Annotated in this window: 20 protein-coding genes, 1 tRNA gene, 4 pseudogenes and 1 riboswitch; of the genes and pseudogenes, 10 read left to right on the top strand and 15 right to left on the bottom strand. The window is 71.1% G+C overall.

All coding sequences use genetic code 11. The features are described 5' to 3' along the window. Positions 1-48 precede the first annotated feature (48 nt). Both LRS04_RS06695 and LRS04_RS06700 read left to right on the top strand, forming a co-directional pair. Positions 49-1260 (top strand): annotated as a pseudogene (locus LRS04_RS06695) (NAD-glutamate dehydrogenase); the annotation flags it as partial. Positions 1261-1372: 112 nt separating this feature from the next. Continuing rightward, the gene (locus LRS04_RS06700) at positions 1373-4861 is read left to right on the top strand and encodes an NAD-glutamate dehydrogenase (protein WP_257815694.1); all 3489 of its coding nucleotides are present in this window, start codon (positions 1373-1375) and stop codon (positions 4859-4861) included. Positions 4862-4991: 130 nt separating this feature from the next. On the opposite strand, the pseudogene purH reads toward LRS04_RS06700, so the two are convergent. From purH to LRS04_RS06735, 7 genes and pseudogenes are all read right to left on the bottom strand, one after another. After that, positions 4992-6586: pseudogene (gene purH, locus LRS04_RS06705) on the bottom strand (bifunctional phosphoribosylaminoimidazolecarboxamide formyltransferase/IMP cyclohydrolase). 24 nt (positions 6587-6610) lie between these two features. Further along, a riboswitch (ZMP/ZTP riboswitch) is annotated at positions 6611-6694 on the bottom strand. Between the two features lie 42 nt (positions 6695-6736). Beyond that, the gene (locus LRS04_RS06710; RefSeq protein WP_257815695.1) at positions 6737-6991 is read right to left on the bottom strand and encodes a heparinase II/III family protein; all 255 of its coding nucleotides are present in this window, start codon (positions 6989-6991) and stop codon (positions 6737-6739) included. Continuing rightward, positions 6952-8265, bottom strand: a complete 1314-nt coding sequence (locus tag LRS04_RS06715) for a heparinase II/III family protein (protein WP_257815696.1) — start codon at positions 8263-8265, stop codon at positions 6952-6954. The genes LRS04_RS06710 and LRS04_RS06715 overlap by 40 nt, the downstream gene beginning before the upstream one ends. A 186-nt stretch (positions 8266-8451) precedes the next feature. Then, positions 8452-9117, bottom strand: coding sequence for a ribulose-phosphate 3-epimerase (gene rpe, locus LRS04_RS06720; protein ID WP_257815697.1), 666 nt, complete (start codon positions 9115-9117; stop codon positions 8452-8454). A 64-nt stretch (positions 9118-9181) separates the two neighbouring features. Next, positions 9182-9808: an RsmB/NOP family class I SAM-dependent RNA methyltransferase gene (locus tag LRS04_RS06725; protein ID WP_257815698.1), complete on the bottom strand. Its 627-nt coding sequence runs from the start codon at positions 9806-9808 to the stop codon at positions 9182-9184. Between the two features lie 328 nt (positions 9809-10136). After that, positions 10137-10487 (bottom strand): annotated as a pseudogene (locus LRS04_RS06730) (transcription antitermination protein NusB); the annotation flags it as partial. An 18-nt stretch (positions 10488-10505) separates the two neighbouring features. After that, the gene (locus tag LRS04_RS06735) at positions 10506-10928 is read right to left on the bottom strand and encodes a hypothetical protein (protein WP_257815699.1); all 423 of its coding nucleotides are present in this window, start codon (positions 10926-10928) and stop codon (positions 10506-10508) included. 89 nt (positions 10929-11017) lie between these two features. Here LRS04_RS06735 and LRS04_RS06740 point away from each other — a divergent pair, with 89 nt between their 5' ends. Further along, a complete protein-coding gene (locus tag LRS04_RS06740; RefSeq protein WP_374574929.1) occupies positions 11018-11212 on the top strand; it encodes a DUF1674 domain-containing protein in 195 nt (64 codons plus the stop codon). Between the two features lie 125 nt (positions 11213-11337). On the opposite strand, the gene pyrF is transcribed toward LRS04_RS06740, so the two are convergent. Beyond that, on the bottom strand, positions 11338-12057 hold the full coding sequence (gene pyrF, locus LRS04_RS06745; RefSeq protein WP_257815701.1) for an orotidine-5'-phosphate decarboxylase: 720 nt from the start codon (positions 12055-12057) through the stop codon (positions 11338-11340). Positions 12058-12124: 67 nt separating this feature from the next. On the opposite strand from pyrF, the gene LRS04_RS06750 reads away from it, so the two are divergent. Continuing rightward, complete coding sequence (locus LRS04_RS06750; protein ID WP_257815702.1) at positions 12125-12817, top strand: MarC family protein; 693 nt, start codon at positions 12125-12127, stop codon at positions 12815-12817. 4 nt (positions 12818-12821) lie between these two features. Here the strand turns inward: LRS04_RS06750 and LRS04_RS06755 are convergent, their stop codons facing one another. Next, positions 12822-13622 (bottom strand): SDR family oxidoreductase, encoded by an 801-nt coding sequence (locus LRS04_RS06755; protein ID WP_257815703.1) that lies wholly within the window; start codon positions 13620-13622, stop codon positions 12822-12824. Positions 13623-13813: 191 nt separating this feature from the next. Here LRS04_RS06755 and LRS04_RS06760 point away from each other — a divergent pair. From LRS04_RS06760 to LRS04_RS06770, 3 genes and pseudogenes are all read left to right on the top strand, one after another. Next, positions 13814-15731 (top strand): annotated as a pseudogene (locus LRS04_RS06760) (potassium transporter Kup). 1 nt (position 15732) lies between these two features. After that, entirely contained in the window at positions 15733-16014 is a 282-nt protein-coding gene (locus LRS04_RS06765) for a hypothetical protein (protein ID WP_257815704.1), read from the top strand. Between the two features lie 72 nt (positions 16015-16086). After that, on the top strand, positions 16087-17319 hold the full coding sequence (locus LRS04_RS06770; protein WP_257815705.1) for an argininosuccinate synthase: 1233 nt from the start codon (positions 16087-16089) through the stop codon (positions 17317-17319). A gap of 6 nt (positions 17320-17325) precedes the next feature. On the opposite strand, the gene LRS04_RS06775 is transcribed toward LRS04_RS06770, so the two are convergent. Then, entirely contained in the window at positions 17326-17526 is a 201-nt protein-coding gene (locus LRS04_RS06775; RefSeq protein ID WP_257815706.1) for a KTSC domain-containing protein, read from the bottom strand. Between the two features lie 112 nt (positions 17527-17638). Between LRS04_RS06775 and LRS04_RS06780 the strand changes: the two genes are divergently transcribed. Further along, a complete protein-coding gene (locus tag LRS04_RS06780) occupies positions 17639-18040 on the top strand; it encodes an MAPEG family protein (protein WP_257815707.1) in 402 nt (133 codons plus the stop codon). Positions 18041-18156: 116 nt separating this feature from the next. After that, on the top strand, positions 18157-18738 hold the full coding sequence (locus LRS04_RS06785) for a hypothetical protein (protein ID WP_257815708.1): 582 nt from the start codon (positions 18157-18159) through the stop codon (positions 18736-18738). A gap of 58 nt (positions 18739-18796) precedes the next feature. Here LRS04_RS06785 and LRS04_RS06790 read toward each other — a convergent pair whose 3' ends face one another. The 3 genes from LRS04_RS06790 to LRS04_RS06800 form a co-directional block, all read right to left on the bottom strand. After that, positions 18797-19675 carry a DMT family transporter gene (locus tag LRS04_RS06790; RefSeq protein ID WP_257815709.1) on the bottom strand — a complete coding sequence of 293 codons (879 nt, stop codon included), beginning with the start codon at positions 19673-19675 and terminating at the stop codon, positions 18797-18799. Positions 19676-19727: 52 nt separating this feature from the next. After that, positions 19728-21278, bottom strand: coding sequence for an OprO/OprP family phosphate-selective porin (locus LRS04_RS06795; RefSeq protein ID WP_257815711.1), 1551 nt, complete (start codon positions 21276-21278; stop codon positions 19728-19730). 288 nt (positions 21279-21566) lie between these two features. After that, positions 21567-23459: a M1 family metallopeptidase gene (locus tag LRS04_RS06800; protein ID WP_257815712.1), complete on the bottom strand. Its 1893-nt coding sequence runs from the start codon at positions 23457-23459 to the stop codon at positions 21567-21569. Positions 23460-23609: 150 nt separating this feature from the next. Between LRS04_RS06800 and LRS04_RS06805 the strand changes: the two genes are divergently transcribed. Then, positions 23610-24443: a class I SAM-dependent methyltransferase gene (locus LRS04_RS06805; RefSeq protein WP_257815713.1), complete on the top strand. Its 834-nt coding sequence runs from the start codon at positions 23610-23612 to the stop codon at positions 24441-24443. Between the two features lie 55 nt (positions 24444-24498). Here LRS04_RS06805 and LRS04_RS06810 read toward each other — a convergent pair. Beyond that, positions 24499-24573 (bottom strand) — tRNA-Gly (locus LRS04_RS06810). Between the two features lie 88 nt (positions 24574-24661). Continuing rightward, positions 24662-25405: a DUF6065 family protein gene (locus LRS04_RS06815; protein ID WP_257815714.1), complete on the bottom strand. Its 744-nt coding sequence runs from the start codon at positions 25403-25405 to the stop codon at positions 24662-24664. Positions 25406-25409: the final 4 nt, after the last annotated feature.

Below are 25409 nucleotides of genomic sequence, written 5' to 3' on the forward strand. Positions count from 1 at the left end.
GTGAGCAAGCCCGCCCGCAGCCCGTCGGTGAAGCCGAACAGCCGCCTCGTGCGCGCCATCCTGACCGCCATCGGCCAGGAGCCCCAGGCCGACGCGGCCCGCGCCTTCGCCGAACAGGCCTCCGCCGACGCCCTGACCGACGAGGTCCCCGAACTGTCGGCGACCGACATCGCCGCCAACCTGGCCGACTTCTGGCGCTTCGGCGAACGCCGCCGCGGCCGGGGCCCGCAGGTCCGCATCGTCCCCGTCGAGGGCGGCCAGCACGCAGGGCTCGACCGGCTGGAGATCGTCCAGGACGACGCGCCGTTCCTCGTGGACTCGGTCATGGGCGAGATCGCCGACCAGGGCCTGTCGGTGCGCGCCATGTTCCACCCGCTCGTCACCGTCCAGCGCGACCGCGCGGGCGTGCGCGGCGAGACGGGGCAGCCGCGCCGGGAATCCATGATCCAGGTGATCCTCGACCCGATCGGCGCCGACCGCGAGGCGGCCCTGGTGAAGGGTGTGAAGGAGACGCTGGGCGACGTCCGGGACGCGGTCGACGACTTCCCGGCCATGCTCGAGCTGATGGGCCGGACCATCGTGGAACTGGAGGGCCACAAGGGCCGCGCCACCGACGAGGAGCTCGCCTTCCTCTCCTGGCTGCACAAGGAGCATTTCGTGTTCCTGGGCGCCCGGGTCTACGAATACCCGAAGCTGCCGAACGGCGAATACGCCCCGGAGGAGCCGCTCTACCGGGCGAAGGACGGCCTGGGCGTGCTGCGCGATCCCGAGCGCACCGTGCTGCGCCGGGCCAGCGAGCCGGCGATCCTGATGGCCGCGGTCAAGGACCGGATCGTCTCCGACCCGGCGCTGACGGTCGCCAAGTCGAACGTGAAGAGCCGCGTGCACCGCCGCGGCTACATGGACTACGTGGGCGTCAAGCGCTACGGCGACGACGGCCGCCCGACGGGCGAGGTGCGCTTCGTCGGCCTGTTCACCGCCGAGGCCTACGACCAGCCCGCCAGCAACGTGCCGCTGATCCGCGCCAAGCTCGCCAAGGTGCTGGAACGCGTCGGCGCCGCCCCGAACAGCCACAACGAGAAGCGGCTGAAGAACATCGTCGAGAACCATCCTCGCGACGAGCTCTTCCAGATGACCGAGGACGACCTGCTCGCCCAGGCGCTGGGCGTGCTGCACCTCTACGACCGGCCGCGCGTCCGCCTGTTCGAGCGGCGGGACCCGTTCGACCGCTTCGTCTCCGTCCTGCTGTTCGTGCCGCGCGACCGCTACGATTCCGACCTGCGCCGGCGCGCGGGCGAGATTCTGGCGAAGGCCTACGGGGGGCCGGCTCTCGGCCTACTACCCGAGCTTCCCCGACGCCCCGCTGGCCCGCGTGCACTACATCATCGGCTTCACGCCCGGCCAGCACGCCTGGCCGGACCTGCGCGCCCTGGAAACCGAGATCGCCGAGGCGGCGCGCACCTGGGAGGACCGCTTCGACGCCGCGGTGCGGACCAGCGGCCGCGAGCCCGAGGCGGTCGCCGAGACCGTCGCCCGCTACCGCGACGCCTTCCCGCCCGGCTACCGCGACCGCTTCGACGCGACCGAGGCGCTGGAGGACGTGGCCGAGATCGAGGGGCTGGGCGACGCGGCGATCGGCGTGCGCGCCTACCGCCGGCCGGCCGACGGGCCGCTGGAGTTCCGCTTCAAGCTCTACCGCGCGGGCGAGCCCGCGCCGCTGGCCGACGTCATGCCGATCCTGGAGTCCATGGGCCTGAAGGCCATGGAGGAGGCCGGCTTCGACATCGAGCGGCCCGGCGAGCCGCCGGTCTGGGTGCACGACTTCCGGCTGATGGACCCGCGCGGCGGCCACCTGGTGTTCGCCGAGGTGAAGGAGGCCTTCGAGGCCGCCGTCGCCGCGGTCTGGAGCGGCCTCACCGAGAACGACGGCTTCAACCGCCTGGTCCTGGAGCTGGCGATCCCCTGGCGCGAGGCGGCGCTGATCCGCGCGCTCGCCCGCTACCGCCAGCAGTCGGGCCTGGACCCGACGCAGCGGGCGCAGGAGGAGGCCCTGTCGAACCATCCGGGCGTCGCCCGGCTGATCCTCGACCTATTCCGCACCAAGTTCGACCCGGCGATCCGCGCCGACCTCGCCGCCCGCAAGGAGCAGGCCGGCGCGGTGATGAAGAAGATCACCGACGCCCTGCAGCTCGTGGAGAGCCTGGACGACGACCGGGTGCTGCGGCGCCTGGCGCTGCTGGTGGGCGCGATCCAGCGCACCAACTACTACCAGCCGGCCGCGGACGGCGGCGTGAAGCCGTACATCTCCTTCAAGGTGGCGAGCGGCGAGCTCGCCGACCTGCCGCTGCCCAAGCCCTACCGCGAGATCTTCGTCTGGGGCGTGAACGTCGAAGGGGTCCACCTGCGCTTCGGCCCGGTGGCCCGGGGCGGCCTGCGCTGGTCCGACCGGCGCGACGACTTCCGGACCGAGGTGCTGGGGCTGGTGAAGGCCCAGCAGGTGAAGAACGCGGTGATCGTCCCCGTCGGCTCCAAGGGCGGCTTCTTCCCGAAGCAACTGCCCAAGGGCGGCGCGCCGGACGCCATCCGCGCCGAGGGGATCCGCGCCTACACGACCTTCCTGTCGGGCCTGCTGGACATCACAGACAATCTGTCGGCCGACGGCGAGGTGATCCACCCAGCCGGCGTCGTCGTCCATGACGGCGACGACCCGTACCTCGTCGTGGCCGCCGACAAGGGCACAGCGACCTTCTCCGACATCGCCAACGGCATCGCCGAGTCCTACGGCTTCTGGCTGGGCGACGCGTTCGCCTCCGGCGGCTCGGCCGGCTACGACCACAAGGTGATGGGCATCACCGCCCGTGGCGCCTGGGAAGCGGTGAAACGCCACTTCCGCGAGCTCGGCAAGGATATCCAGGCCGAGCCGTTCACGGTGGTCGGCTGCGGGGACATGTCGGGCGACGTGTTCGGCAACGGCATGCTGCTGTCGAAGCAGACGAAGCTGCTGGCGGCTTTCGACCACCGGCACATCTTCCTCGACCCGGACCCGGATCCGGCGAAGTCGTGGGACGAGCGCAAGCGGATGTTCGAGCTGCCGCGGTCGTCGTGGGACGACTACGACCGCAAGAAGATCTCCAAGGGCGGCGGAGTCTTCCCGCGCAGCCAGAAGGAGATCCCGCTCTCGACCCAGGTCCGCGCCATGCTGGAGGTCGCGGCCGAGACCATGACGCCGGCCGACCTGATCAACGCCATCCTGAAGGCGCCGGCCGAGCTGCTCTACCTGGGCGGCATCGGCACCTATGTGAAGGCCCGGCACGAGGGCGCCAGCGAGGTCGGCGACAAGGCCAACGACGCCATGCGCGTCAACGGCGCCGACCTTCGGGTCAAGGTGGTCGGCGAGGGCGCGAACCTCGGCCTCACCCAGGCCGGGCGGATCGAATTCGCCAGCCGCGGCGGCCGGATCAACACCGACGCCATCGACAACTCGGCGGGCGTCGACAGCTCCGACCACGAGGTGAACATCAAGATCCTCACCGGCATGCAGGAGCGCGCCGGCGAGCTGACCCGCAAGAAGCGCGACACCCTGCTGAAGTCGATGACCGACGACGTGGCGGCCCTCGTGCTGACCCACAACTACGACCAGACGCTGGCGCTCTCGATCCTGGAGATGGACGCGCCGGGCGAGCTGGAGCCGCACGCCCGGTTCATGCAGCAGCTCGAACAGGCCGGCCGCCTCGACCGGGCCGTCGAGGGCCTGCCCGACGCCGCGGCCATCGCCGAGCGCCAGGCAGCGGGACTCGGCCTCACCCGGCCGGAGCTGGCGGTGCTGCTGGCCTACGGCAAGCTCGAACTCAAGCGCGAGATGGTGGCGAGCCACGGCCCCGACGACCCGTTCTTCGAGCGCCGTCTGGAGGGCTACTTCCCGAAGCCGCTGCGCAAGTGGGCCGACACCATGCGTCGCCACCGGCTGCGCCGGGAGATCATCGCCACCGTCGTCGCCAACGACATGGTCAACCGCTGCGGCCCGAGCTTCCCCTCGCGGATCATGGCCGCGGCCGGCTGCGACGTGGCGGCCCTGATGGCGGCCTACGAGGCCTCGAAGGCCGTGCTGGAGATCGAGCCCCTGTGGGACTCGGTCGACGCGCTCGACGGAAAGATCCCGGCCCGGGCGCAGATGGTGCTCTACCGGCGGATGGTCGCCGCGTTGCGCGGCGCCACCTTCTGGCTGGCCCGGCGCGCCTTCCGCGAGAAGCTGGACGTGGCCGGCCTGGTGGCCCGCTACGGCGCCGGCTTCAAGGCCTTGAAGAGCCTGATCGCCGAGGTGGCGAGCCCGGTCGACCGGGCCGCGATCGAGGAGCGGGCCCACGCCCTGACCGCGGCGGGCGCGCCCGAGGCCCTCGCCCGCCAGGTGGCCATCCTGCAGTCGCTGACCATCGCCGCCGACCTGGTGGACCTGGCCGAGGCGTCGAGCTGGAAGCTGCCCAACGTGGCGAGGCTCTACAGCGCGGCGGGGGCGGCCTTCGCCTTCGACCGGGTGCGGGCCGCGGCCGGCGCCTACCGGGTCGGCGACGCCTTCGAACGGACGGCGCTCCGCCGCCTGATCGAGGACATGCTGGCCGAGCAGGCCCAGCTCACCCGCGCGGTGATGGACTTCGCCGGCGGCCAGCAGGCCGGGGACGACGCCGAACATGCCAAGGACGCGGTGGACTCGTGGGCGGCGCTCCGCCGCGAGCAGGCCGGCGCGGCGAAGCGGGTGATCGAGGAGATCGAGGCCGCCGGCGGCGCCTGGACCTTCGCCAAGCTCACCATCGCCAATGCGGCGCTCCGCGAGCTCGCCGAGGCGGCCGGGCGCAAGCGACGGTAGCGCGCAGTTCCTCCCCCATCGGGGGAGGGGGACCACGAAGTGGTGGAGGGGGCCAGCTCAGACGTTTGAGCGGACCCCCCTCAGTCGGCTTCGCCGACAGCTCCCCCGAAGGGGAGCAATTGGCTCTGCCCTAGTGCCGGAACACGCGCACGCCGGTGAACACCATGGCGATCCCGCGTTCGTTGGCGGCCTCGATGACCTTGTCGTCGCCGATCGAGCCGCCGGGCTGGATCACCGCGGTGCAGCCGGCGTCGGCCGCCTGGATTAGGCCGTCCGGGAACGGGAAGAAGGCCTCGGACGCGCAGGCCGAGCCCGACAGGTCGAGGCCGAAGTCGGCGGCGCGGAGCGCGGCGATGCGGGCCGAGTCCTTGCGGTTCATCTGGCCCGCGCCCACACCCAGGGTCTGGCCGGCCTTCGCATAGACGATGGCGTTCGACTTCACGTGCTTGGCGATGGTGAAGGCGAAGAGCATGTCGCGGACCTCGTGGTCGGTGGGCGCGCGCCTGGTCACCACCTTCAGGTCGGCCGGCGTCAGCCGCGAGGTGTCGCGGGTCTGGACCAGGAAGCCGCCGGCCACCGACTTGAAGGTCGGGCCGATGACGGTGGGATCGGGCAGGCCGCCGGTCACCAGCAGGCGGACGTTCTTCTTCTTGCGGAACAGGGCGACGGCGTCCTCGTCGGCGTCGGGGGCGATCACCACCTCGGTGAAGATCTCCAGCACCTTGGCGGCGGTGGCCGCGTCGAGCCGCGTGTTCAGGGCGACGATGCCGCCGAAGGCGCTCGTCGGGTCGCAGGCCAGCGCGCGGTCGTAGGCCTCGGCGAGGCTGACGCCCGTCGCCACGCCGCAGGGGTTGGCGTGCTTGATGATCGCGCAGGCCGGGCCCTGCGCCGGGTCGAACTCGGCGATCAGCTCGAAGGCCGCGTCGGTGTCGTTGATGTTGTTGTAGCTGAGCTCCTTGCCCTGCAGCTGTCGCGCCGTGGCGACGCCGGTGCGGGGGGTCGGGGGAAGCGGTAGAAGGCGGCCGCCTGGTGTGGGTTCTCGCCGTAGCGCATGGTCTGGACGAGCTCGCCGGCGAAGGCGAGGCGCTTCGGGGCGCTCTCGCCCAGGGTCGCGGCGAACCAGGCCGAGATCGCGGCGTCATAGGCCGCCGTGCGGCCATAGGCCCGGGCCGCCAGGGTCTTGCGCAGGGAGAGCGACGTGGCCCCTTCGGCCTTCAGCGCCTCCAGCACCTCGGCCATGTCGGAAGGCTCGGTGCAGACCGCCACATAGCCGTGGTTCTTGGCCGCCGAGCGGATCATCGCCGGGCCGCCGATGTCGATGTTCTCGACGCAGGTCTCGTAGTCCGCGCCGGACGCCATGGTCTGCTCGAACGGGTAGAGGTTCACATAGACGAGGTCGATGGCGCCGATGCCGTGCGCCTCCATGGCCGCCCTGTGCTCCGGGGCGTCGCGGACGCCGAGCAGGCCGCCGTGGACGATGGGGTGCAGGGTCTTCACGCGCCCGTCCATCATCTCCGGGAAGCCGGTCAGGTCCGAGACGTCCTTCACCGCCAGGCCGGCGTCGGCGATCGCCTTGCGCGTGCCGCCCGTCGAGACCAGCTCGACGCCGAGCTCGGCGAGCGTGCGGGCGGCCTCGATCAGGCCGGTCTTGTCGGAGACTGAGATCAGGGCGCGGCGGACCGGGACGCGATCGGGGGCGGGCGGGAAGTCGGGAGCGGCGGGCACGGCATTCTCCTCTTGTGAGAGATTGAGAGATGCCCAGGCGAGCGGCGGGATATGGCCTCCGCGCTCCCCGGTGGTCACCCACCTCGATCGCCAGTCACACGGAGATGGCGGTCTGCTACGCGCGCCCGGCGGCGGCGTCAACGCGACGCCTCAGCGCTGTTCCGCCTTGCTCAGCTTCCAGCGGATGCGGGCGCCCTGCTCCAAGCGGGCCTGGCCGCGCAGCACGATCTGCTGGGAGCGCCGCGCCTGGCCGTCCTGGTAGTGGACGCTGGGCTCGATGGCGACCTCGATGGCGTCGTTGCGCAGCCACCAGCCCTGCTCCAGGCCCTCGGGCTTGAGGAGCACGCTCTTCCTGTCCCGGGCGATCAGGGCCTGGACCTGAGGGTGGAGATGGAAGCGGACCATGAAGGGCACGAACTTGCGCCCCCGGCGCCGCGGCCGACAGGGCTGAACCGATCCTCGCCGCGCAGCTCGTCGGCCTCGACGTCGATATAGAGCCGGCGCTCGTGCCTCAGTCCGAAGCGCTTCGACCAGCCCTCGTGCGCCAGTTCCAGCCACAGCGCGCCGTCGGCCTCGTGGCGGCGCGCCTCGACCGTGTCGATGGCGCCGGTCAGCCGGGGCCCGAGCACCCGCGCCGACACCCCGCGCAGGGGCTCGCCGATCGGGGCGTCGCCGAGCGAGGCGGTGGAAGCGGCGTCCACCAGCCGCATGGCCTGGGGACCCTGGGCGTCCGGCGACCAGCCGGCGCCGACGATCAGCCGGCGGCCGGCGGCCAGCACCTCGATGGCCAACGGCTGGGCGCAGGCCGCCACGCTCCAGGGGCCGGCGGCGGGGGCCGCGGCGTCGGCCACCACCTGCAGGGACCTGGCCTCCAGCCGCTGGTAGCCGTTCCGCGCCGCCGGAATGGCGCGCGCCTCCCCCTCGTCCCGGGCCCGGGCGGCGGCGACATAGGCCGGCTGCAGCTCCTCGCCGCCCTGGAAGGCGGCCAGCCGTCCGTCGGCCAGGGTGAAGAAGCGCACCGCGCCGGCCAGGCGGTCGATGGCGCGCATCACCTCATCGGGCGGAGCGACGCCGCGCTGCACGAGGGCGTCGTCGAGGGTCAGCAGGTCGAACAGGAGCTCCAGCGCCGCCTGCGGACTGCGGGTGGCGTGGCCGCCGTCGGGAAGGACGGTGACCGGCAGGGTGCGTTCGAGCTTGAGGAGCGCAGCGCTCAGCAACTGCTCGCCCGGCCGGCCGCCGAGCGCCGTCGCCGCCACCGCGGCGGCCGCGGACCGCTCGGCGGCGCGCACCGGACCTTCCGACGCCCGGAGCAGGAAGCGGGCCTGGCGGGCGAGGTCGAGGGCCACGTGGGCGGCCTCCGCCTCGGACGCGCGGGCGCAGATGGCGCGGGCCTGGCAGGCGAGGTTGAACACCCGGCGCTCCAGCACCTCGGGATTCCACGAGAAGCCGTTCCACCGGCCAAAGGCGCGGCGCCATTCCAGCACCAGCCGGAGCGCTTCCGCCGGGCCGGGCGCGCCGGCGGCGACGACGTCCTTCAGCCAGCCCATCCGGTGGAGCGCGACGGCGAACGCCCGGTCGGGGCTCGGCCGGTCCCAGGGATCGCCCCGCGGGCCGACCGTCAGCGTCGCGCCGGCCAGCACGAAGGCGCCGGCGAGGATGCGGGCCGCCGTTCTCGTCATCGACCGGGCGCAGGTCGCGGGGCTGGGCGGCCAGGCCCTCGGGTTTCGGGTTGGAGAGGTTCCAGCGGTGCAGCGGGGAGCCCCGCCACTCGGCCGCGAGCTGGCGGCGGACGGCGACGCCTGCGGCGACGACAGCATTGCGGCCGGGCAGGCTGGCGAACGACCCGGCCCCACCCCCCATGCCCGCTAGCCGCCCCGCAGCGCCGAGATATTGCCGGCGTAGGCGGTTGGCCCGCCCTTGAAGACCGCGCTGCCCGCCACCAGCGCCGTGGCCCCTGCCGCGATGCACTGCGGCGCGGTCTGCGGCGTCACCCCGCCGTCGACCTCGAGGATGATGTCCTTTCCGGACGCGTCGATCATCTTCCGGAGCGCCTCGACCTTGCGGAGCTGGGACGACAGGAAGCTCTGGCCGCCGAAGCCGGGGTTCACCGACATGACGAGGACGAGGTCCACGTCGTCGAGCATCCACTGGATCGCCGAGGGGTCGGTCGAGGGGTTGAACACCACGCCCGCCTTGGCCCCCAGCTCGCGGATGCGGCGGAGCGTGCGGTTGAGGTGCGGACCCGCCTCCGGGTGGACGCTGATGATGTCGGCCCCCGCGGCTCGGAACGCCTCCAGGAACGGATCGACGGGGGCGATCATCAGGTGGACGTCGAACGGCAGCTTCGAATGCGGCCGAAGCGCCTTCACCACGTCCGGGCCGATGGTGATGTTCGGCACGAAGTGGCCGTCCATCACGTCCACATGCACCCAGTCGGCGCCGGCGGCCTCGATGGCGCGCACCTCCTCGCCGAGCTTCGAGAAGTCCGACGCAAGGATCGAAGGGGCGATGATGGTCGACGGGCCCGCCATGGAACCCGCTTAATATGATGCGGCGCTTACGACCAGAGGGTGCGGTTGGAACAGGCGCCCGCGATCACCCCGCCCGCCGCAGCCTGGCGATGAAGAAGCCGTCGCAGCCGCCTTCCAGGTGGTGCGGCAGGATGCGGAGCGTTCCCTGCGGGGTCAGGCTGGCCTCGGGCGAACCGCCTTCGCCGGGCGTGATCGCCTCGACGCTGAACTCCGGCGCGCGCTCCAGGAACCCGTCGATCTGCGGCTGGCCCTCCTCGGGCTCGAGCGAGCAGACGCAATAGACCAGCAGCCCGCCGGGTTTCACCCGCCGGCCGGCGGCGTCGAGCAGCCGGCTCTGAACTTCCGCGAGGCTGGCCACGTCCGAGGGCTTGGCGGCCCACAGCACGTCGGGATGGCGGCGGAAGGTGCCGGTGGCCGAGCAGGGCGCGTCGAGGAGCACGGCGTCAAACCGCCGGCGATCGCTCCACCCTGCGGCGTCGGCGGCGACCGCCTCGGCGGAGAGGCCGGTGCGGGCGAGGTTCTCGGTCAGGCGCTTCAGGCGGGGCGCCGACTTGTCGACGGCGGTGACGCGCGCCCCAAGGGCGGCGAGCTGCAGGGTCTTGCCGCCCGGCGCGGCGCAGAGGTCCAGCGCGGTCTGGCCCTCGGTGACGCCCAGGAGGCGGGCCGGGATGGCGGCCGAGGCGTCCTGCACCCACCACCGGCCCTCCTTGAAGCCCGGCCAGGCGGAGACCTCGCCCTTCAGGGCCGAACGCAGGGTCCCGCCCGGCAGGAGCGTGGCCTCGAGTTCGGGGGGCCAGGGCGGCGGCGTCGGCCTCGGTCTTCGCCGACAGGTCGGTGGCCGGCTCCTCGGCGATCATGGCGGCGACCGCCCGGGCCTCCGCCTCGCCATAGGCGGCGCGCCAGCGGGCGTAGAGCCAGGTGGGCGCAAAGAGCTCGGGGTCGGAGAGATCCGGCGGCTCCCGGGTCAGGCCGCGGAGCACGGCGTTGACCAGGTTCTTGAAGGTCCGGACCTGCTTGTCGGCGGCGGCGAGGTCGACGGTCGCCCCGACCGCCGCGTGCGCCGGGGTGCCGAGCACGAAGAGCTGGGCCGCGCCGAGCCGCAGGATGTTGACCACGCGCTCCGGCGGCGGCTTGGCGAGCTTCGCCTGCAGGGCGGCGTCGATCGGGCCGAGCCGGCGGAGCGTCGCCATGACCAGCGCCCGGGCGAAGGCGCGGTCGCGGGGGCTGAGCGCCTTCAGCGCCGGGTGCGCCAGCCCCTCGTCGAGGCCGGCGCGGCGGGAGAGGGCCGCGGTCAGCAGGTCGAGGGCGGCGGCGCGAGCCGGGAGGCCGGGCGCGCCGCCGGCCGGGTCTTGGGTGCGGATATCGTTCACCCGCGGGGCGATGCCCCCTTAGGCGGCCCGGCGCAAGGGTTGGTTTTCACGGAGCGCCACCGGACGCGGCCCGCGGCCGGCCAGCAGCACCGTGGCGCCGAACAGGGCCATGCCGCCGACCACCAGGACCTCGCCACTCAGGAGGATAGGCAGCACCGGCTTTCCGCCCGTGACGATCAGGTAGAGCATGGAGAGCAGCATCAGGTTGCCGATGTTGGACATGGCGAACACCGTCCAGCCGAGCCGCTTCGGCGCGCGTTCGCCGGCGACGCCGAAATAGGCGCCCATCAGGCCGAGCGTCGCCCAGCCGAGCAGGTTGATGTGGGCGTGAAGCGGCCTGAGCGTGAAGTCCTGGGTCGCGCCCATCATCATGCCCATCAGCATGCCGCACAGGGCATAGAGAACGGCGGCGGCGAAGAATGCGGTGGAGATCCGCGGCATGTTTAGTCCCTCCGACTTGAGTGGAGGGCGCGTTTGCCAGAGGGGACCGCCGGTTGGACGTGACCCCTGTCACACACTAAATGGGGACCATGTCCGACCTGCCCCCCAACGCCGCCCCCGGCAAGGAACTCAGCCCCGAGGCGCGGCGCGCCCTGGAGGAGGCCGAGGCCCGCCGCCTGGCCACGGCGCAAGCCGAGCGCGCCGCCGAGCAGGGCGGCCCCAAGGGCCCCGAGCCCACCCGTTTCGGCGACTGGGAGCGGAAAGGGATCGCCGTCGACTTCTAGAGTCCAGTTGCTCCCCTCCGGGGAAGCTGTCGGCGAAGCCGACTGAGGGGGTCATCCCCGCCGTTTGAGCGGCCCCCCTCCACCACTTCGTGGTTCCCCTCCCCCGATGGGGGAGGAACCCTCCCTCAGGCCCCCGCCATCTCCGCGGCCACGCGGAGCGCCGCGGCCTGCGGGTCGTTGGCGGCGGTGATCGGGCGGCCGCAGACGATGTGGCTGGCGCCGGCCTTCAGGGTGTCGAGCGGCGTCGCGGCGCGGGCCTGGTCGTTCTTCGCCGACCAGGACGGCCTTACGCCGGGGGTGACGACCAGGAAGTCCCTGCCGCCCAGCCGGCGGGCCAGTTCCGCCTCGTGCGGGCTGGCGACGACGCCATCGACCCCGGCGGCGATCGCCTGGTGGATCCGCCGCTCCACGAGCGCCCGGGCGCCCTCGGCATAGCCCATCTCCGCCAGATCCTCGTCGTTCAGGCTGGTCAGCACGGTCACCGCCAGAATCTTCAGGCCGGAAGCGCCACGTCCGCGCACCGCCGAGGCCATCACCTGCGGCTCGCCATGCACGGTGAGGAAATCGCAGCCGGAGCCCGCGAGCACCGCGGCGGCCCGCTGCACCGTCGTGCCGATGTCGTGCAGCTTCCAGTCGAGGAACACCTGCTTGCCCTGGTCCTTCAGCTCGCGCGCCAGCGCCATGCCGTCGCTGGCGAACAGCTCCAGGCCCACCTTGTAGAAGCTGACCGAGTCGCCCAGCGCCTCGACCATGGCCCGGGCCTCCGCGGCGGTCGGCAAGTCGAGCGCGACGATCAGCCGGGGGTCGGCGCGGGTCAGGACGTGAGCGGGCGCAGCGGCGGCCATGGCAAAGGCTCCGGACAAGCCGGGCCATGGGTGGTCCGGCGAGGGCGATTTGGGCTAAGACCTACGCATGAGCCAGTGGGACTTCGCGGTCAACTTCTTCGTGGCGCTCTTCGCGCTGCTGGATCCGATCGGCAACGTGCCGGTGTTCGCCGCCGCCACCGCCGGGGTGCTGAGCCGCGACCGCGCGCGCATCGCCCTCTACATCTCGCTGTTCGTGGTGGGCTTTCTCACCTTCTTCTACTTCACCGGCCTCAGCCTGCTGACCTTCTTCGGGATCTCGCAGCCGGCGTTCCGGATCGCCGGCGGGGTGATCCTGTTCATGCTGGGCCTGGAGATGGCCCGCGACGACTTCACCGCCACCTATGCCGACGCCGCGGACCCGGACGAGGCCCGCAAGGGCGGCCGGACCTTCGCCCGCAAGCGCTTCGAGCGGATGATCGTGCCCTTCGCCATGCCCCTGCTGATCGGTCCGGGCGCGATCTCCACCGTGGTGATCTACGCCGACCAGGCCCGCGGCTACGGCCTGGCCGGCGCGGCGGTGGGTGTGACGGTGATCGTGCTGGTGGCCATCGCCACCCTGCTGGCGTTCCTGGCGACCCCGGTGATCACCCGGATCCTCGGCCGCATCGGCCTGACCATCGTCGTCCGCGTGCTGGGGCTGATCCTGTGCGCGCTCGCCGTGCAGTTCCTGCTCGCCGGCCTGGCGGACTCGACCATCGGCATCATCCAGCCCGAGGCGGCCGCGCCCTACGGCAAGTGAGGTCCTAGGCCTGGCGGAAGCGGGAGCTCTGGCTCGACAGGATCGCCAGGCCCCAGTCGTCCGGGATCAGCTTGGCGAAGGCCGCCACCGCCTTGTTGGGCGCGCCCGGGACGCAGACCGCCCGGTTGGCCTCCACCGCCTCGTAGCCCGCGGCGGCCACCTCGTCCGCCCCCATCCAGGCCCAGGGTGGGGTCGAGGCGTTGACCATCGCCCGGGTGCCGTTGGCGTCGTGGAACTCGGAGTAGGTGAAGCCCGGGCAGAGCGCCGAGACATGGACCCCCTCGTCGCGGGTCTCCAGGTGCAGGCTCTGGGAGAACTTCACGAGGAAGCTCTTCGACGCCCCATAGAGCGTATGGCCCGCCGCCCCGGGAATCAGGCCCGCCAGGGAGGCGACGTTGACGATCCGCCCGAACCGGCGGGCGACCATGCCGGGCAGCACTCGGTGCGCCAGCTCGCAGGGCGCGGTGAGCATCACCTGCAGAAAGGCCGCCTGGTCGGTCCAGGTCGTCTCGGCATAGGCGCCCGGCAGGCCGTAGCCGGCGTTGTTGACCAGGAAGTCGACGGTGCGGCCGTGCGCGGTCAGATGGTCGAGGATATGGCCGGGACCCTCGGGGTCGGCGAGGTCGGCGGCGACGGTGAGCGTCTCGACACCCGATCGCAGGCGGATTTCCTCGGCCAGCGCCTGCAGGCGGTCGGCCCGCCGGGCGGTGAGCGCCACGTCGTAGCCGTGCCCCGCCAGGATCCGGGCGAAGGCCGCCCCGATGCCGGCCGAGGCGCCCGTGACCAGCGCCAGTCTGCGATCCATGGAGCGTCTTTCCCCTGTGACCGCCCGAAACTAGGCCCCGCGGCCCGGGTTGCAAGCATCCGCCGTCTCCGGGATGTCCCGGCTGGACCGCGGCATTGAACGGCCTCACGTTTGGGTGTATCGCGCCGCCCGCGTGACGGCATCGGGCCGCCCAAGGGGACCTGCCGCCTCTATGTCCCCGGAGATGATGGATGGCTGATCCGGCCGGCGCCCCTGGTGAGGGGGCGGAAGGGGCACACCACGCGCCCAAGGAGAAGTTCTGGGCCCTGGCCCTGGGCTCGGTGGGCGTCGTCTTCGGCGACATCGGGACCAGCCCGCTCTACGCCATGCGCGAGGCGCTGCACCATGCGCGGGGCGGCGGCACGAGCGAGCTCGCCGTGCTGGGGGTTGTCTCCCTGGTGATCTGGGCGCTCGTCCTGATCGTGACGGTCAAGTACGTCATCTTCCTCATGCGCGCCGACAACAAGGGCGAAGGCGGCACGCTGGCGCTCATGGCGCTCGCCCAGCGGGTCAGCCCGGGTCGGCGCTCGGCGATCATCTTCGCACTCGGCGTGGCCGGCGCCGCGCTGTTCTACGCCGACGGCATCATCACGCCGGCGGTGTCGGTCCTCGGCTCCATGGAGGGCATGAAGGAACTGCCCGGCGTGGGCGCGCGCCTGGCGCCGGCGGTCGTGCCCGCGACAGCGGTCATCCTCGTCGCCCTGTTCCTCGTGCAGGCGCGCGGCACGGCCAGCGTCGCCAAGCTGTTCGGCCCGATCACGGCGGCCTGGTTCCTGGTGCTGGGCGCCCTCGGACTCTACCACATCGCGGACGACCTTTCGGTGTTCCGCGCGCTCTCCCCCACTACGGCGTGGTCTTCCTGCTCGACAACGGCTTCCTGGGGTTCGTCATCCTGGGCAGCGTGTTCCTGGCGGTGACGGGGGCGGAAGCCCTCTACGCCGACATGGGCCACTTCGGGAAAGGCCCGATCCGCGCCGCCTGGGTCTACCTCGTCCTTCCTTCCCTGGTCCTGAACTACCTCGGTCAGGGGGCCATGGTGCTGGCGCACCCGGAGACGGCCAGGAACCCGTTCTTCGAGATGGTCCCCGAGTTGGTCTACTGGCCGGTCTGGCTGCTCTCGATCGCGGCCACGGTGATCGCCAGTCAAGCCGTGATCACCGGCGCCTTCTCCATGACCCAGCAGGCGGTGCAGCTCGGGCTCTTCCCGCGCATCGACATCCGGCGCACGAGCGAGACCCAGGCTGGCCAGATCTACGTGCCGCAGGTGAACATGTTCCTGATGGTCGGCGTGCTGGTCCTGCTGTTCATGTTCCGGACCTCGTCGAACCTGGCCGCCGCCTACGGCATCGCGGTCACGGGCGCGATGTTCGTCGACACCCTGCTGTTCTTCTACATCGTCCGCTACATGTGGAAGCGGCCAGTGTGGCAGGCGGGCCTGGCCTCGGCGGCCTTTGGCTTCCTCGACGTGGTGTTCATCTCGTCGAACCTGCTGAAGATCCCTCAGGGCGCCTGGCTGCCGGTCGTGCTCGGCGGCGGCCTGGTGGTGATCATGTGGACCTGGAACCGTGGCGCGCAGATCCTCACCGACAAGACCCGGCGCGACAGCGTGCCGCTCGCCGAGCTGGCCGAGATCCTCAAGGCCCGCGCGCCCTACCGCGCGCCCGGGACGGCGATCTTCCTGACGTCGGACCCCGACACCTCGCCCGTCGCCCTGATGCACAACCTCAAGCACAACAAGGTGCTCCACGAGAAGAACATCATCCTCACCATCGCCGTGGCGGAGACCCCCGGGTCGAGGAGGACAAGCGGGTGCGCATCGAGCCGGTGAACGACGACTTCAAGAAGCTGATCATCACCTACGGCTTCATGGAGAGCCCGAACGTGCCCAAGGCGCTCGGGCTCTGCCGGAAGCTCGGCCTGAAGTTCGACATCATGGCCACGAGCTTCTTCCTGGGCCGCCGCTCGGTGGTCCCGTCCGCTCAGTCGGGCATGCCGCTCTGGCAGGACAGGCTGTTCATCTACCTGATGAAGAACGCCGCCAACCCGACCGACTTCTACAAGATCCCTCCCGGCCGCGTGGTCGAGATGGGCACCCAGGTGACGGTGTAAGGTGGCCGGCATCCTCGCCTATGTGGGCGACGCCCTGTCGGTGCTCGCCCTCTCGATCATGTTCAGCCTGTCGCTGGCGATCCACCGGGCCGATCCGTCCGCGAGCCGCCTGCGCATCTGGGCCCTGCCGGCGATCGCCGTCCTGGTGAGCTTCCCGCTGGGCTATGTGGCGCGCACCTGGCCCACCGACGCGGTGGAGGCCGGCGTGGTGGTCGGCGCCCGGGCGCTGCTGGCGTCCCTCTTCGCCATCCTGCACCTCAGCACGATCCAGAAGCGCGCTTAGACCTTGAACCCGCGGGCCTTAGGCCCTTTAAGGCCCGCGACTTCTCATTTCCTACCGAAGGCTCCCTCCCACATGGCCGACAAGCCCAAGAAGGTCGTCCTCGCCTATTCCGGCGGCCTCGACAGCTCCACCATCGTGAAGTGGCTCCAGACGGAGCTGGGCGCCGAGGTCGCGACCTTCACGGCGGACCTGGGTCAGGGCGAGGAGATCGAGCCGGCGCGGCACAAGGCCATCACCCTGGGCGTCAAGCCGGAGTACGCCTTCGTCGAGGACGTGCGCGAAGAGTTCGTGCGCGACTACGTGTTCCCGATGTTCCGGGCCAACACTGTCTATGAGGGCCAGTACCTGCTGGGCACCTCCATCGCCCGGCCGCTGATCGCCAAGAAGCAGATCGAGATCGCGCGGCGCATCGGCGCCGACGCCGTCGCCCACGGCGCCACCGGCAAGGGCAATGACCAGGTCCGCTTCGAGGTCGCCTACTATGCCCTGGAGCCCGACATCCGCGTCGTGGCCCCCTGGCGCGAGTGGGACTTCAAGAGCCGCGAAGCCCTGCTCGACTTCGCCGAGAAGCATCAGATCCCGATCAGCAAGGACAAGCGCGGCGAGGCGCCGTTCAGCGTCGACGCCAACCTCCTGCACTCCTCGTCCGAGGGGAAGGTGCTGGAGGACCCGGCCGTGGAGGCGCCCGAGTTCGTCCACATGCGCACGATCGCCCCGGAGGACGCGCCCGACAAGCCGACCGTCTTCACCCTGGACTTCGAGCACGGCGATCCGGTGGCCATCGACGGCCAGAAGCTGTCGCCGGCCGCCCTGCTGACCAGGCTCAACGAGCTCGGCCACGCCAACGGCGTCGGCCGCCTCGACCTGGTGGAGAACCGCTACGTCGGCATGAAGTCGCGCGGCGTCTACGAGACCCCGGGCGGCACGATCCTGCTGCACGCTCACCGGGGCATGGAATCCATCACGCTCGACCGCGGGGCCATGCACCTGAAGGACGAGCTGATGCCGAAGTACGCGTCGCTCATCTACAACGGCTTCTGGTTCGCGCCGGAGCGCGAGATGCTGCAGGCGGCCATCGACCTGTCGCAGAAGAACGTCACCGGCCAGGTCCGCGTGAAGCTCTACAAGGGCAACGTCACCGTCATCGGCCGCACCAGCCCCTACTCGCTCTACGACCAGGAACTGGTCACCTTCGAGGAAGGCAAGGTCGCCTACGACCACCGCGACGCGGCGGGCTTCATCAAGCTCAATGCGCTGCGCCTGCGGGTCGGCGCCAAGCGCGACAAGCGGGTGGCCGGCGAATAGCCGGCTTCAGCTCTCCAGGCGGCGGTACGGGTAGTGGTCCCGGATCTCCGCCTGGAAGAACTGTCCCTTCGAGCCGGCGGCCACGAAGGACTGGTGGACGCGAGGCGGCACGCCCTCGTACTCATAGCGCTGGCCGCTGACGAAGCGGACCTGCAGGCGCTGCTGCCGGACGTCGTAGTGGATGGCGCGGATCGCGGTGGAAGGCACGTGCCGGTGAGTCCTTGTGGACGTTCGCAACCGCAACGCGCATCCCTATGGCGCCGGTTCCCTAACCGCCCGAAAGCATGCCAACCTTTCCGCCGTTCGGGGAGGAACACCCATGCAGACCCACGCGCTCGTGGCGATCGTCACGCTCGCCGCCCTCATCGTCTATTTCGCGCTCGGCCTGAACGTGGCCCGGGCGCGGTCGAAGACCGGCATCCATGCGCCGCAGATGACCGGCGACCCCATGCTGGAGCGCGCCATACGCGTTCAGGCGAACACGCTCGAATGGCTGCCGATCTTCCTGCCGTCGCTGTGGCTCTTCGCCCTCTACTGGAACGACGTCTGGGCCGCCGGCCTGGGCGTCGTCTGGATTCTCGGGCGGATCGTCTACGCCATGGGCTACATGGCGGACCCGAAGAAGCGCGAAATCGGCTTCCTGATCCAGGCGCTGGCGGCGGGCGTCCTGCTGTTCGGAGCGCTTGGCCGGGCGGTCTACATTTACCTGACGATCGGCTGATCCGTCGGAAAGCCGCCAGACTTTGCAGATACGGTTTTCGGAAACCGCGATTGAAGCTGAGAGTTCAGAGGGATAGACGTCTGTTCGAGGGACGTTCCGTTCGCGTAGGACCTAGAATGTCAAAGAGATACGCCGCTATCGCCGCCGCGCTGGCCTTGGCGGCCGGGCTGACGGCGTGCACCACCGCCACGCCATACCAGCCCAACATCCCGGGCCAGAAGGTTTCCGGCGGATATTCCGAGCTGCGGGTCGAGGAAAACCGGTTCCGGGTGACCTTCTCCGGCAACACCCTGACCTCGCGGCAGACCGTCGAAGGCTATCTGCTGTACCGCGCCGCCGAGCTGACGGTGCAGAACGGCTACGACTGGTTCTCCATCCTCGATCGCCAGACCGACCGTGAAGTCCGCACCTACGTGGACCCGGATCCGTTCTACTCGCCCTGGTACGGCCCGGGCTACGGCTACTGGCGGCCGTCCTGGCGCTACTACGGCGCGGGCTACGGCTGGCGCGGCTGGAGCCCCTACTGGGGCGATCCGTTCTGGGGCGACCGGGTGGACGTGCGCACCGTCGACCGTTTCGAAGCCTCGGCGGAGATCGTCCTCGGCAAGGGCCCGAAGCCGGCCGACGACCCGCGGGCCTTCGACGCCCGGGCGGTGATCGAAAACCTGCGGCCGCGCATCCAGTACCCCACGTCCTGACCGGCGGCGACAGACACGACGAAGGGGCCTCCGGCGACGCCGGGGGCCCTTTTCCGTTTCAGGCCGGCGGGATCTCCTTCGGGAGCTCGCGGGTGCTCGACCAGGCGGCGCCGGCCGCCGCCACGATGACCGCGGCGACCCCGCCGAGCTGGCTCATCGCCAGCCGCTCGTGCAACACCAGGAAGCCGAACAGCGCGCCGAAGGCCGGCTCGGTGCTGGTCAGCACCGCGAAGGTCCGGGCCGGCAGCCTCGGCAGGGCGTAGAGTTCCAGCGAGAACGGGATCGCCACCGCCACCAGGGCGACCACCGCGGCCAGCGGCAGGAGCGCCGGGTCGAGCAGCGCCGTTCCGGCGTGCGTCACGCCCACCGGCAGCACGAGGATGGTCGCGACGCTGGCCGACAGCGCGGAGGTCGAACGGCCGAAGGCGTTGGCCGCCGCCCGGCCCACCAGGATGTAGCCGGCCCAGCAGGCCGCGGCGGCGAGCGCGGCGGCCAGACCCCAGGGGTCCAGGGCCCCAATCCCCTCGCCCGCCCCGACCAGCGACCAGACGCCGCCCGCCGCCAGCACCGCCCAGACAAGGTCGACCGGTCGCCTGGAGCCCAGCACCGCCACGCCGAGCGGCCCCAGGAACTGCAGAGCGATGGCCATGCCGAGCGGCAGCCGCGCGATCGCCAGGTAGAAGAAGAGGATGGCGCCGCCGACCCCGGCGCCCAGCGCCAGCAGCAGGCCGAGCTGCGGTTTCTCCGGCCAGTTCCGCCAGGGCCGGGCCCAGAGCAGCAGCATGGCCGAGCCCAGCACCAGGCGGAGCGCCGCCGCGCCCGGCGCGCCCACATGCGGGAACAGGCCCTTGGCCAGGGCCGCGCCGATCTGGAAGCAGGCGGTGGCCGCGACGCAGGCGAGCAGCGGCAGGAGCAGCGTGGCTGGCTTGGTCGACAACGGCATACGGCCCCCCGTCATGACGGAGGGCCGTAGCGCATCGCCGGCAGGATCAGAAGGCTAGAAGGCGTATTGGGCCCGCACCGTCCAGATCTTCAGGTTCTGACCGACCTGGGCCCCGGCCGGCGGGGTCAGCGCGCCCGCGCCCCAGGCCGTGCCGCCCGGAGACAGGCGGTCCACCTTGACGTCCTGGAACTGGCCCTGGAAGCGGATGGTGTTGTTCGGCGCCCAGTTGACGCCCAGCGTCAGCGCCTCCTGCTTGCCGCCCCGCACCGCGTCGGCGACGGGCGCGGAGCCCGCGGGCGCCGGCCTTGTGGTTCAGGTCGAGCTCGGAATAGCGCGCGCCCACTTCCCAGACGCCCCAGTCGCCGGTCTTCGGGTTGAACGGTTTCTCGACCTTCGGGGCGTCGAAGGCCCCGGTGTCCGCCTTGTACTTGCGCGCCGGGCCGTTCAGCGTCCAGCCGGCCTGGACGTACCAGCCGGCGAACTTCGGGTCCGACAGCGATCCCGTCCGCCGCTCGGCCTTCATGCCGAAGTACTCGCCCTGGACATGGAACTTGCCGTGCTGGGCGGCCGCTTCCAGGCCCCAGACCGAGGCGTTGTCGGCGTCGATGTTGCCGGTGTCGACGAGACGCGTGCCGTCCACCCGGTTCTCCGGGCGCTCGCGGAAGCGGACGTTGGTGACCGCGCCGGCCGGAGCGACGTCCGGGCCCGAGGCGGGCGGATTGAGGATCTGCGAGGTGTTGACGCCCAGGTGGACCAGGGTGTCCTTGGTCTTCACCGGCACGAAGCTCGCCCGGGCCACGAAGCCGAGCTGTTCGTCGAAACTCTGCTGGCCGACCGTGGCGCCGGTCACCGCGGCCGACGCCGTCCAGCGCTCGCCGCTTGCCAGCACCCCCGCCGCCGTGCGGGCGTCGGCGGCGGCGAGGCCGCGCACCATCTCGGCGACCGCCGAGCGCTCCAGGAAGAGCGAGCCCGAGGTGGAGGTGACGTCGTCCAGGTTGGCGGGCGGCGCGAAGGCGCCGACGCGCAGCTTGGCGGTCTTCAGGCCGGAATACTGCAGCCAGGCCTGGTTGATCGAGCCGCCGTTCTCCACGCCGGTGCCGCCGAACTCGTAGAGGAAGCTGTAGTCCCAGTCGCCGAACGCCTTGCCCTCGAGACCGAAGCGGGCGCGGCGGAAGTTGGCCCCGTCGCCGAGATCGCGGGCGCGGTCGGCCTCGGAGGCGTCGCCGTAGGACCCGCGGCGGAAGTCGGTGGCCAGCGGGCCGGGGGCGCGCTGGTCGTAGTGGGCGGCGTCCAGCTGGAAGACGCCCCGGAAGGACGCCGTGAAGCGCCCGTCGTTGGTGGCGATGCTCGGGCGGCCGTTGCCGAGAGTGACCTTGGTCGCCGCCGGATCGGCCTTGGGCGCGGGGGCCTGCGCCTTCGCCGTCAGGGCCTCGACCTGCGCCTCCAGGGCCCTGTTGCGGGCCTCCAGGGCGTCGAGCCGGGCGGCGAGCGCCGCGCCGGGGTCGGCGGCCGCGGCCTGCGCCAGAACATGTGCGTCGGGCGCCGTGGCCAGAGGCGCATCGGCCTCGGCGGCGAGCGCCGGGACGGTCGTGATCATCGCAGCGACGGCGCCGGCGAGCCAGACTCGGCTCAGACAGTTCGGAACACGCACAGACTTCCCCCGTGAATATCGCAGGGGCAAACTCGGTCGCGTTGGTTAATCAGTTCTGAATGCGTAGAATAGATGCGACGAACTGTCAGCATTGACGATGTGTAGAATGGTTATCTAGATCATCAAAGTTGCAATAGACAGAACTTCATCAAATCGTCGCGCAAATTCCTGAGTATGACTCGGGTGGTATGACCAGATTCTATTGACTGGGCTCCGGTATGACTGCGAGCGCGGTCAGCCCGCCGAAGCCAGCCGCCGGGCGATCCCGTCCGAGAGGCTCGGGTGATATCCGCCCTTGGCCTCCGCGAAGTATTGCCGGGCCAGCGCCTTGCCCCAGTCACCCTGGCGGGTCAGGCCGGTGTAGAGCGGGTTTACGAACAGGCCGCGGCCCACGCTGGTCAGGAAGGCGCGCAGCGACGGCAGGGCGGGCTCCCAGCGGTTGGCGATCGCCAGCTCCAGCCACGCCGAGCGGACGTAGCCGTTGGCGGACGCGTTGAGCTGGAAGGTCCGGTCGAGGTCGGCGAGCTGGGCCGCCTGGAGCTGGCGGGGCAGGTTGTTCAGGAACCGCTGCCACTCCTGGGTGGTCCAGCCCTTGGCCGGGAGCGAGGCCGCCGGCCGGCCCTCGGTGAAGGCCTTCACGGAGCGGTCGACCTCGGCCAGGCGGGCCGAGGCGTTGTGCACCGCATTGGCCGGCAGGCCCGGGCCGTAGGCCCATTCGTCGAGCTTCAGCTTCGCTTCCAGGGCGGCGTCGCCCTTCACCACTTCCCGGCGCAGGTCGGCGAGGAAGCCCGCCGTGGTCTGCGGCTGGAAGGCGTGGCGGTCGAAGTAGCCGCGCAGATAGCCGTCCCAGCAGTCCCGCCCGAGCAGGGTCTCGAGCGTCCTGAGGAAGGTCTCGCCCTTGAAGTAGTCGATCTGGCCTCCGGGCTCGCCGTAGAGCCTTGTCCGCGGATCGGCCGGCCCGCCGAGCTCCCTGATGTCGCTCTGCAGCCCGTCCCAGGCGAGATCGGCCTCCATGACCGCGCGTTCGCGGCCGTAGATCGCCTCCATGATCCGGTTCTCGACGTAGGAGGTGAAGCCCTCGTTCAGCCAGACGTCGGGCCAGGTGGCGTTGGTGACGAGGTTGCCCGACCAGCTGTGCGCCAGCTCGTGGGCCACCAGGCTGACATTGGCCCGGTCGCCGGTGATGAAGGTCGGCGTCAGGAAGGTCAGCGTCGCGTTCTCCATGCCGCCGTAGGGGAAGGCCGGCGGCAGGACGAGGACGTCGTAGCGGCCCCAGCGGTAAGGGCCGTAGAGGCGCTCCGCCGCCTCGACCATCTTCTCGGTGTCGGCCAGTTCATAGGCCGCCTTCGCCATCATCGCGGGCTCGGTATAGACGCCGGTCCGCGCGCCGAGCGGCTGGAAGGCCAGGTCGCCGACGCCGAGCGCCACGAGGTAGGTCGGCACCGGATGGGGCATGCGGAAGCGCCAGGCGCGCTTGCCGGGCCCGGCCGGCTCGCCCTTCGGCGTCAGCCGCTCGGCGCTCATCACCGCCACCAGGTCCGCCGGCACGACGAGGCGGGCGCTCCAGGTCTGGCGCACGCCCGGGCTGTCCTGGGTCGGGAACCAGCTGCGGTTCAGGATCGCCTGGCCCTGGCTGTAGAGGAAGGGCTTCACCTTGCCGGCGGTGAGCTCGGGCGCCAGCCACTGGAGCGCGGTGGCGCCGGGGCTCGCCTCATAGGTGATGACCAGCCTCTTCGCGCCGCCCAGCCGGATCTTCAGCGGCGAGCCCTTGTCGCCGTCCTTCTCGCCCAGGATCCATTGCAGGGGCCGGCCCCGGGCGTCGGTGACCGAGGCGATCTTCAGGTCCAGCGCGTCGAGCACCACCTCGTCGACGCCGTCGCGGGCGAGGATGTCCAGCGTCGCCTTGCCGCCGATCACCTTGCGGGCGAAGTCGGCCTCCAGGTCGAGGTCCACGTGGGTCACGCGCGCGTCGCGGGGCCGGGCGTAGGACCGGCTGTCGACGGCGTCGGCGGTCGTCAGGATCGGGGCCACCTTCCGCCGGTCCGCGCGGCTCTGGGCCAGGGCGGGACCTGCCAGCGACAGCGCGGCCGCGCCGGTCATCAGGGTGCGGCGGGTGAACAGGGCCATGGCCAACTCCGGGAACGCGGGACCGCTTCCCTTAGCCCCGGGCGGGCGGAAAGCAAGGCGCGCGCACTCCGGCGAACGCGTTCGCCGAATGACGATCCGTGGACGACCTGCTATGCACGCAAGGTCAGCGCTGTGGGGGGAGCCGCCTGCATGTCCGCCGCGTCAGGGAAAGAGCTGCCCGTTCCGCCGGACGAGATGATCCGGGAGCATTCGGGCGGCATCGACCGGGCGACCTACCTGGCGATGGGCGAGGAGATCGTCGCCAACACCCTGATCTACGCCGCGGCGCTCCAGCCGGGCCAGACGATCCTCGACCTGGGGTGCGGCTGCGCGAAGATCGCCCGGCCGCTGACCCGCTACCTGCGCGACGGCGGCGGCTACATCGGCATCGACATCGGCGCGGCCTGCATCGCCTGGTGCCGCCAGGCCTTCGCCGACTATCCGAACTTCCGCTTCCACCACGCCGACCTGTTCAGCGCGCGCTACAACGCCAAGGCCCGGACGAGCGCCGCCAGCTACCGCTTCCCGGTGAGGAGCGCCTCGGTGGACGTGGTCTTCCTGGGCTCGGTCTTCACCCACATGCTGCCCGACGGCCTGGAGAACTACCTGCGCGAGATCGCCCGGGTGCTGAAGCCCGGCGGCCGGGTGATCGCCACCTACTTCGTGCTGGACGACGTCAGCCGCGCCAACGTCGAGGCCGGGATCGCGCGGCCCGAGCTGCCCTACGGCCTGCCGGGCCCGTCGGGCTGCCGGATCAGCGTGCCGGACGTGCCCGAGGCGGCGATCGCCTACGAGGAGGCCTTTCTGCGCGAGGCCTATCCCAGGGCCGGGCTGACGCTCGCCGAGATCGGTCACGGCCGCTGGGGCCGCGGCGAGATCGTGCCCCACTGGCAGGACGAGGTCTGGGGCCGCAAACCCGCCGACGCGCCTGCGCCCAGCGCCTGGGAGAAGGTCCGCGACCGGCTGCGGGCCCTGACGCCCTAGGCCCCGAAACGCAAAAGGCCGCCCCGGAGGGCGGCCTTCGTGGGGTTCCCGAATATGGAGCGGGCGAGGCGATTCGAACGCCCGACCCCAACCTTGGCAAGGTTGTGCTCTACCCCTGAGCTACGCCCGCACTCCGTTCCGGAACCGCCCGTGGGGCCGCCCCGAAATTCGAGAGGCCGGCTTATGGCAGACGGCCCAAGGGTTTGCAAGCGGGGTCTTCAGCCGAATTTCGGCGCCTTCAATCTGCGCTTGTTCACGTGGCCGGCCGGAGCCGGGGCGGCGACCTCCTCGGGGAACTCGCCCTTGAAGTAGTAGCGCTGCCAGGCCTCCTTGGTGGCCTCCGGGTCGCCGCGGAAGATCTTCTGGTTGAACTCCGAGCGGTGCTTCTCCCAGACGTCGTACTGGTGGCGGAGCTCCGGATCCGAATCCATCCGCCGGATCACCGGCTGGATCTCGTGCAGCGTCTTGTCCTGCAGGAGCGTGATGAAACAGAAGGGCTCGCCCTTCTCGAACCGCACGCGGCCCGGCCGGGTGAAGAGCCAGTTCATGGTGAAGGGGAAGGGCAGCCAGTCGGTCTCGACCACCCCGGCCAGCGGCTGGATGCCGTCCTTGATGTGGTTCGGCGCGCCCATGACCATCATCGACCAGCCGGGCGGCGTGCGGAACAGGTAGCCCGCGTGGAAGGTCAGCACCCCGTGGCTGAAGTGGCTGGACGCCAGCTTGTGGAAGTCCGGGTGCGGGTTGTCGGGGCGGAGCGTGATGTCCTGCTGCATGTTCCCGCCGTTCCACTCGGCGGTGAAGCCCACTGGGGAGAGCAGCTCCCAGCCCGAGGAGTTGGCCATGGACAGCGGCAGGCAGCGGTAGGGATGGCGGGCCGAGAAATGGTCCATCCAGGCCCGCTGCGGCCGGCCGGGCACCAGCTCCGGCGGACGGTCGGTGACGGGGAAACACTCGAGTTCCATGGAC

The organism is Phenylobacterium sp. J367, assembly GCF_024699985.1.
Classification (GTDB): Bacteria; Pseudomonadota; Alphaproteobacteria; order Caulobacterales; family Caulobacteraceae; genus Phenylobacterium.

What these genes read in the sequence shown, in the direction of transcription:
- LRS04_RS06755 (WP_257815703.1), bottom strand. Translation starts at nt 13,622, where the DNA reads ATGGATCGCAGACTGGCGCTGGTCACGGGCGCCTCGGCCGGCATCGGG.
- rpe (WP_257815697.1), bottom strand. Translation starts at nt 9,117, where the DNA reads ATGGCGGGCCCGTCGACCATCATCGCCCCTTCGATCCTTGCGTCGGAC.
- LRS04_RS06735 (WP_257815699.1), bottom strand. Translation starts at nt 10,928, where the DNA reads ATGCCGCGGATCTCCACCGCATTCTTCGCCGCCGCCGTTCTCTATGCC.
- LRS04_RS06770 (WP_257815705.1), top strand. Translation starts at nt 16,087, where the DNA reads ATGGCCGACAAGCCCAAGAAGGTCGTCCTCGCCTATTCCGGCGGCCTC.
- LRS04_RS06750 (WP_257815702.1), top strand. Translation starts at nt 12,125, where the DNA reads ATGAGCCAGTGGGACTTCGCGGTCAACTTCTTCGTGGCGCTCTTCGCG.
- LRS04_RS06715 (WP_257815696.1), bottom strand. Translation starts at nt 8,265, where the DNA reads ATGACGAGAACGGCGGCCCGCATCCTCGCCGGCGCCTTCGTGCTGGCC.
- LRS04_RS06710 (WP_257815695.1), bottom strand. Translation starts at nt 6,991, where the DNA reads ATGGTCCGCTTCCATCTCCACCCTCAGGTCCAGGCCCTGATCGCCCGG.
- LRS04_RS06795 (WP_257815711.1), bottom strand. Translation starts at nt 21,278, where the DNA reads ATGATCACGACCGTCCCGGCGCTCGCCGCCGAGGCCGATGCGCCTCTG.
- LRS04_RS06780 (WP_257815707.1), top strand. Translation starts at nt 17,639, where the DNA reads ATGCAGACCCACGCGCTCGTGGCGATCGTCACGCTCGCCGCCCTCATC.
- LRS04_RS06815 (WP_257815714.1), bottom strand. Translation starts at nt 25,405, where the DNA reads ATGGAACTCGAGTGTTTCCCCGTCACCGACCGTCCGCCGGAGCTGGTG.
- LRS04_RS06740 (WP_374574929.1), top strand. Translation starts at nt 11,018, where the DNA reads ATGTCCGACCTGCCCCCCAACGCCGCCCCCGGCAAGGAACTCAGCCCC.
- LRS04_RS06800 (WP_257815712.1), bottom strand. Translation starts at nt 23,459, where the DNA reads ATGGCCCTGTTCACCCGCCGCACCCTGATGACCGGCGCGGCCGCGCTG.
- LRS04_RS06785 (WP_257815708.1), top strand. Translation starts at nt 18,157, where the DNA reads ATGTCAAAGAGATACGCCGCTATCGCCGCCGCGCTGGCCTTGGCGGCC.
- LRS04_RS06805 (WP_257815713.1), top strand. Translation starts at nt 23,610, where the DNA reads ATGTCCGCCGCGTCAGGGAAAGAGCTGCCCGTTCCGCCGGACGAGATG.
- pyrF (WP_257815701.1), bottom strand. Translation starts at nt 12,057, where the DNA reads ATGGCCGCCGCTGCGCCCGCTCACGTCCTGACCCGCGCCGACCCCCGG.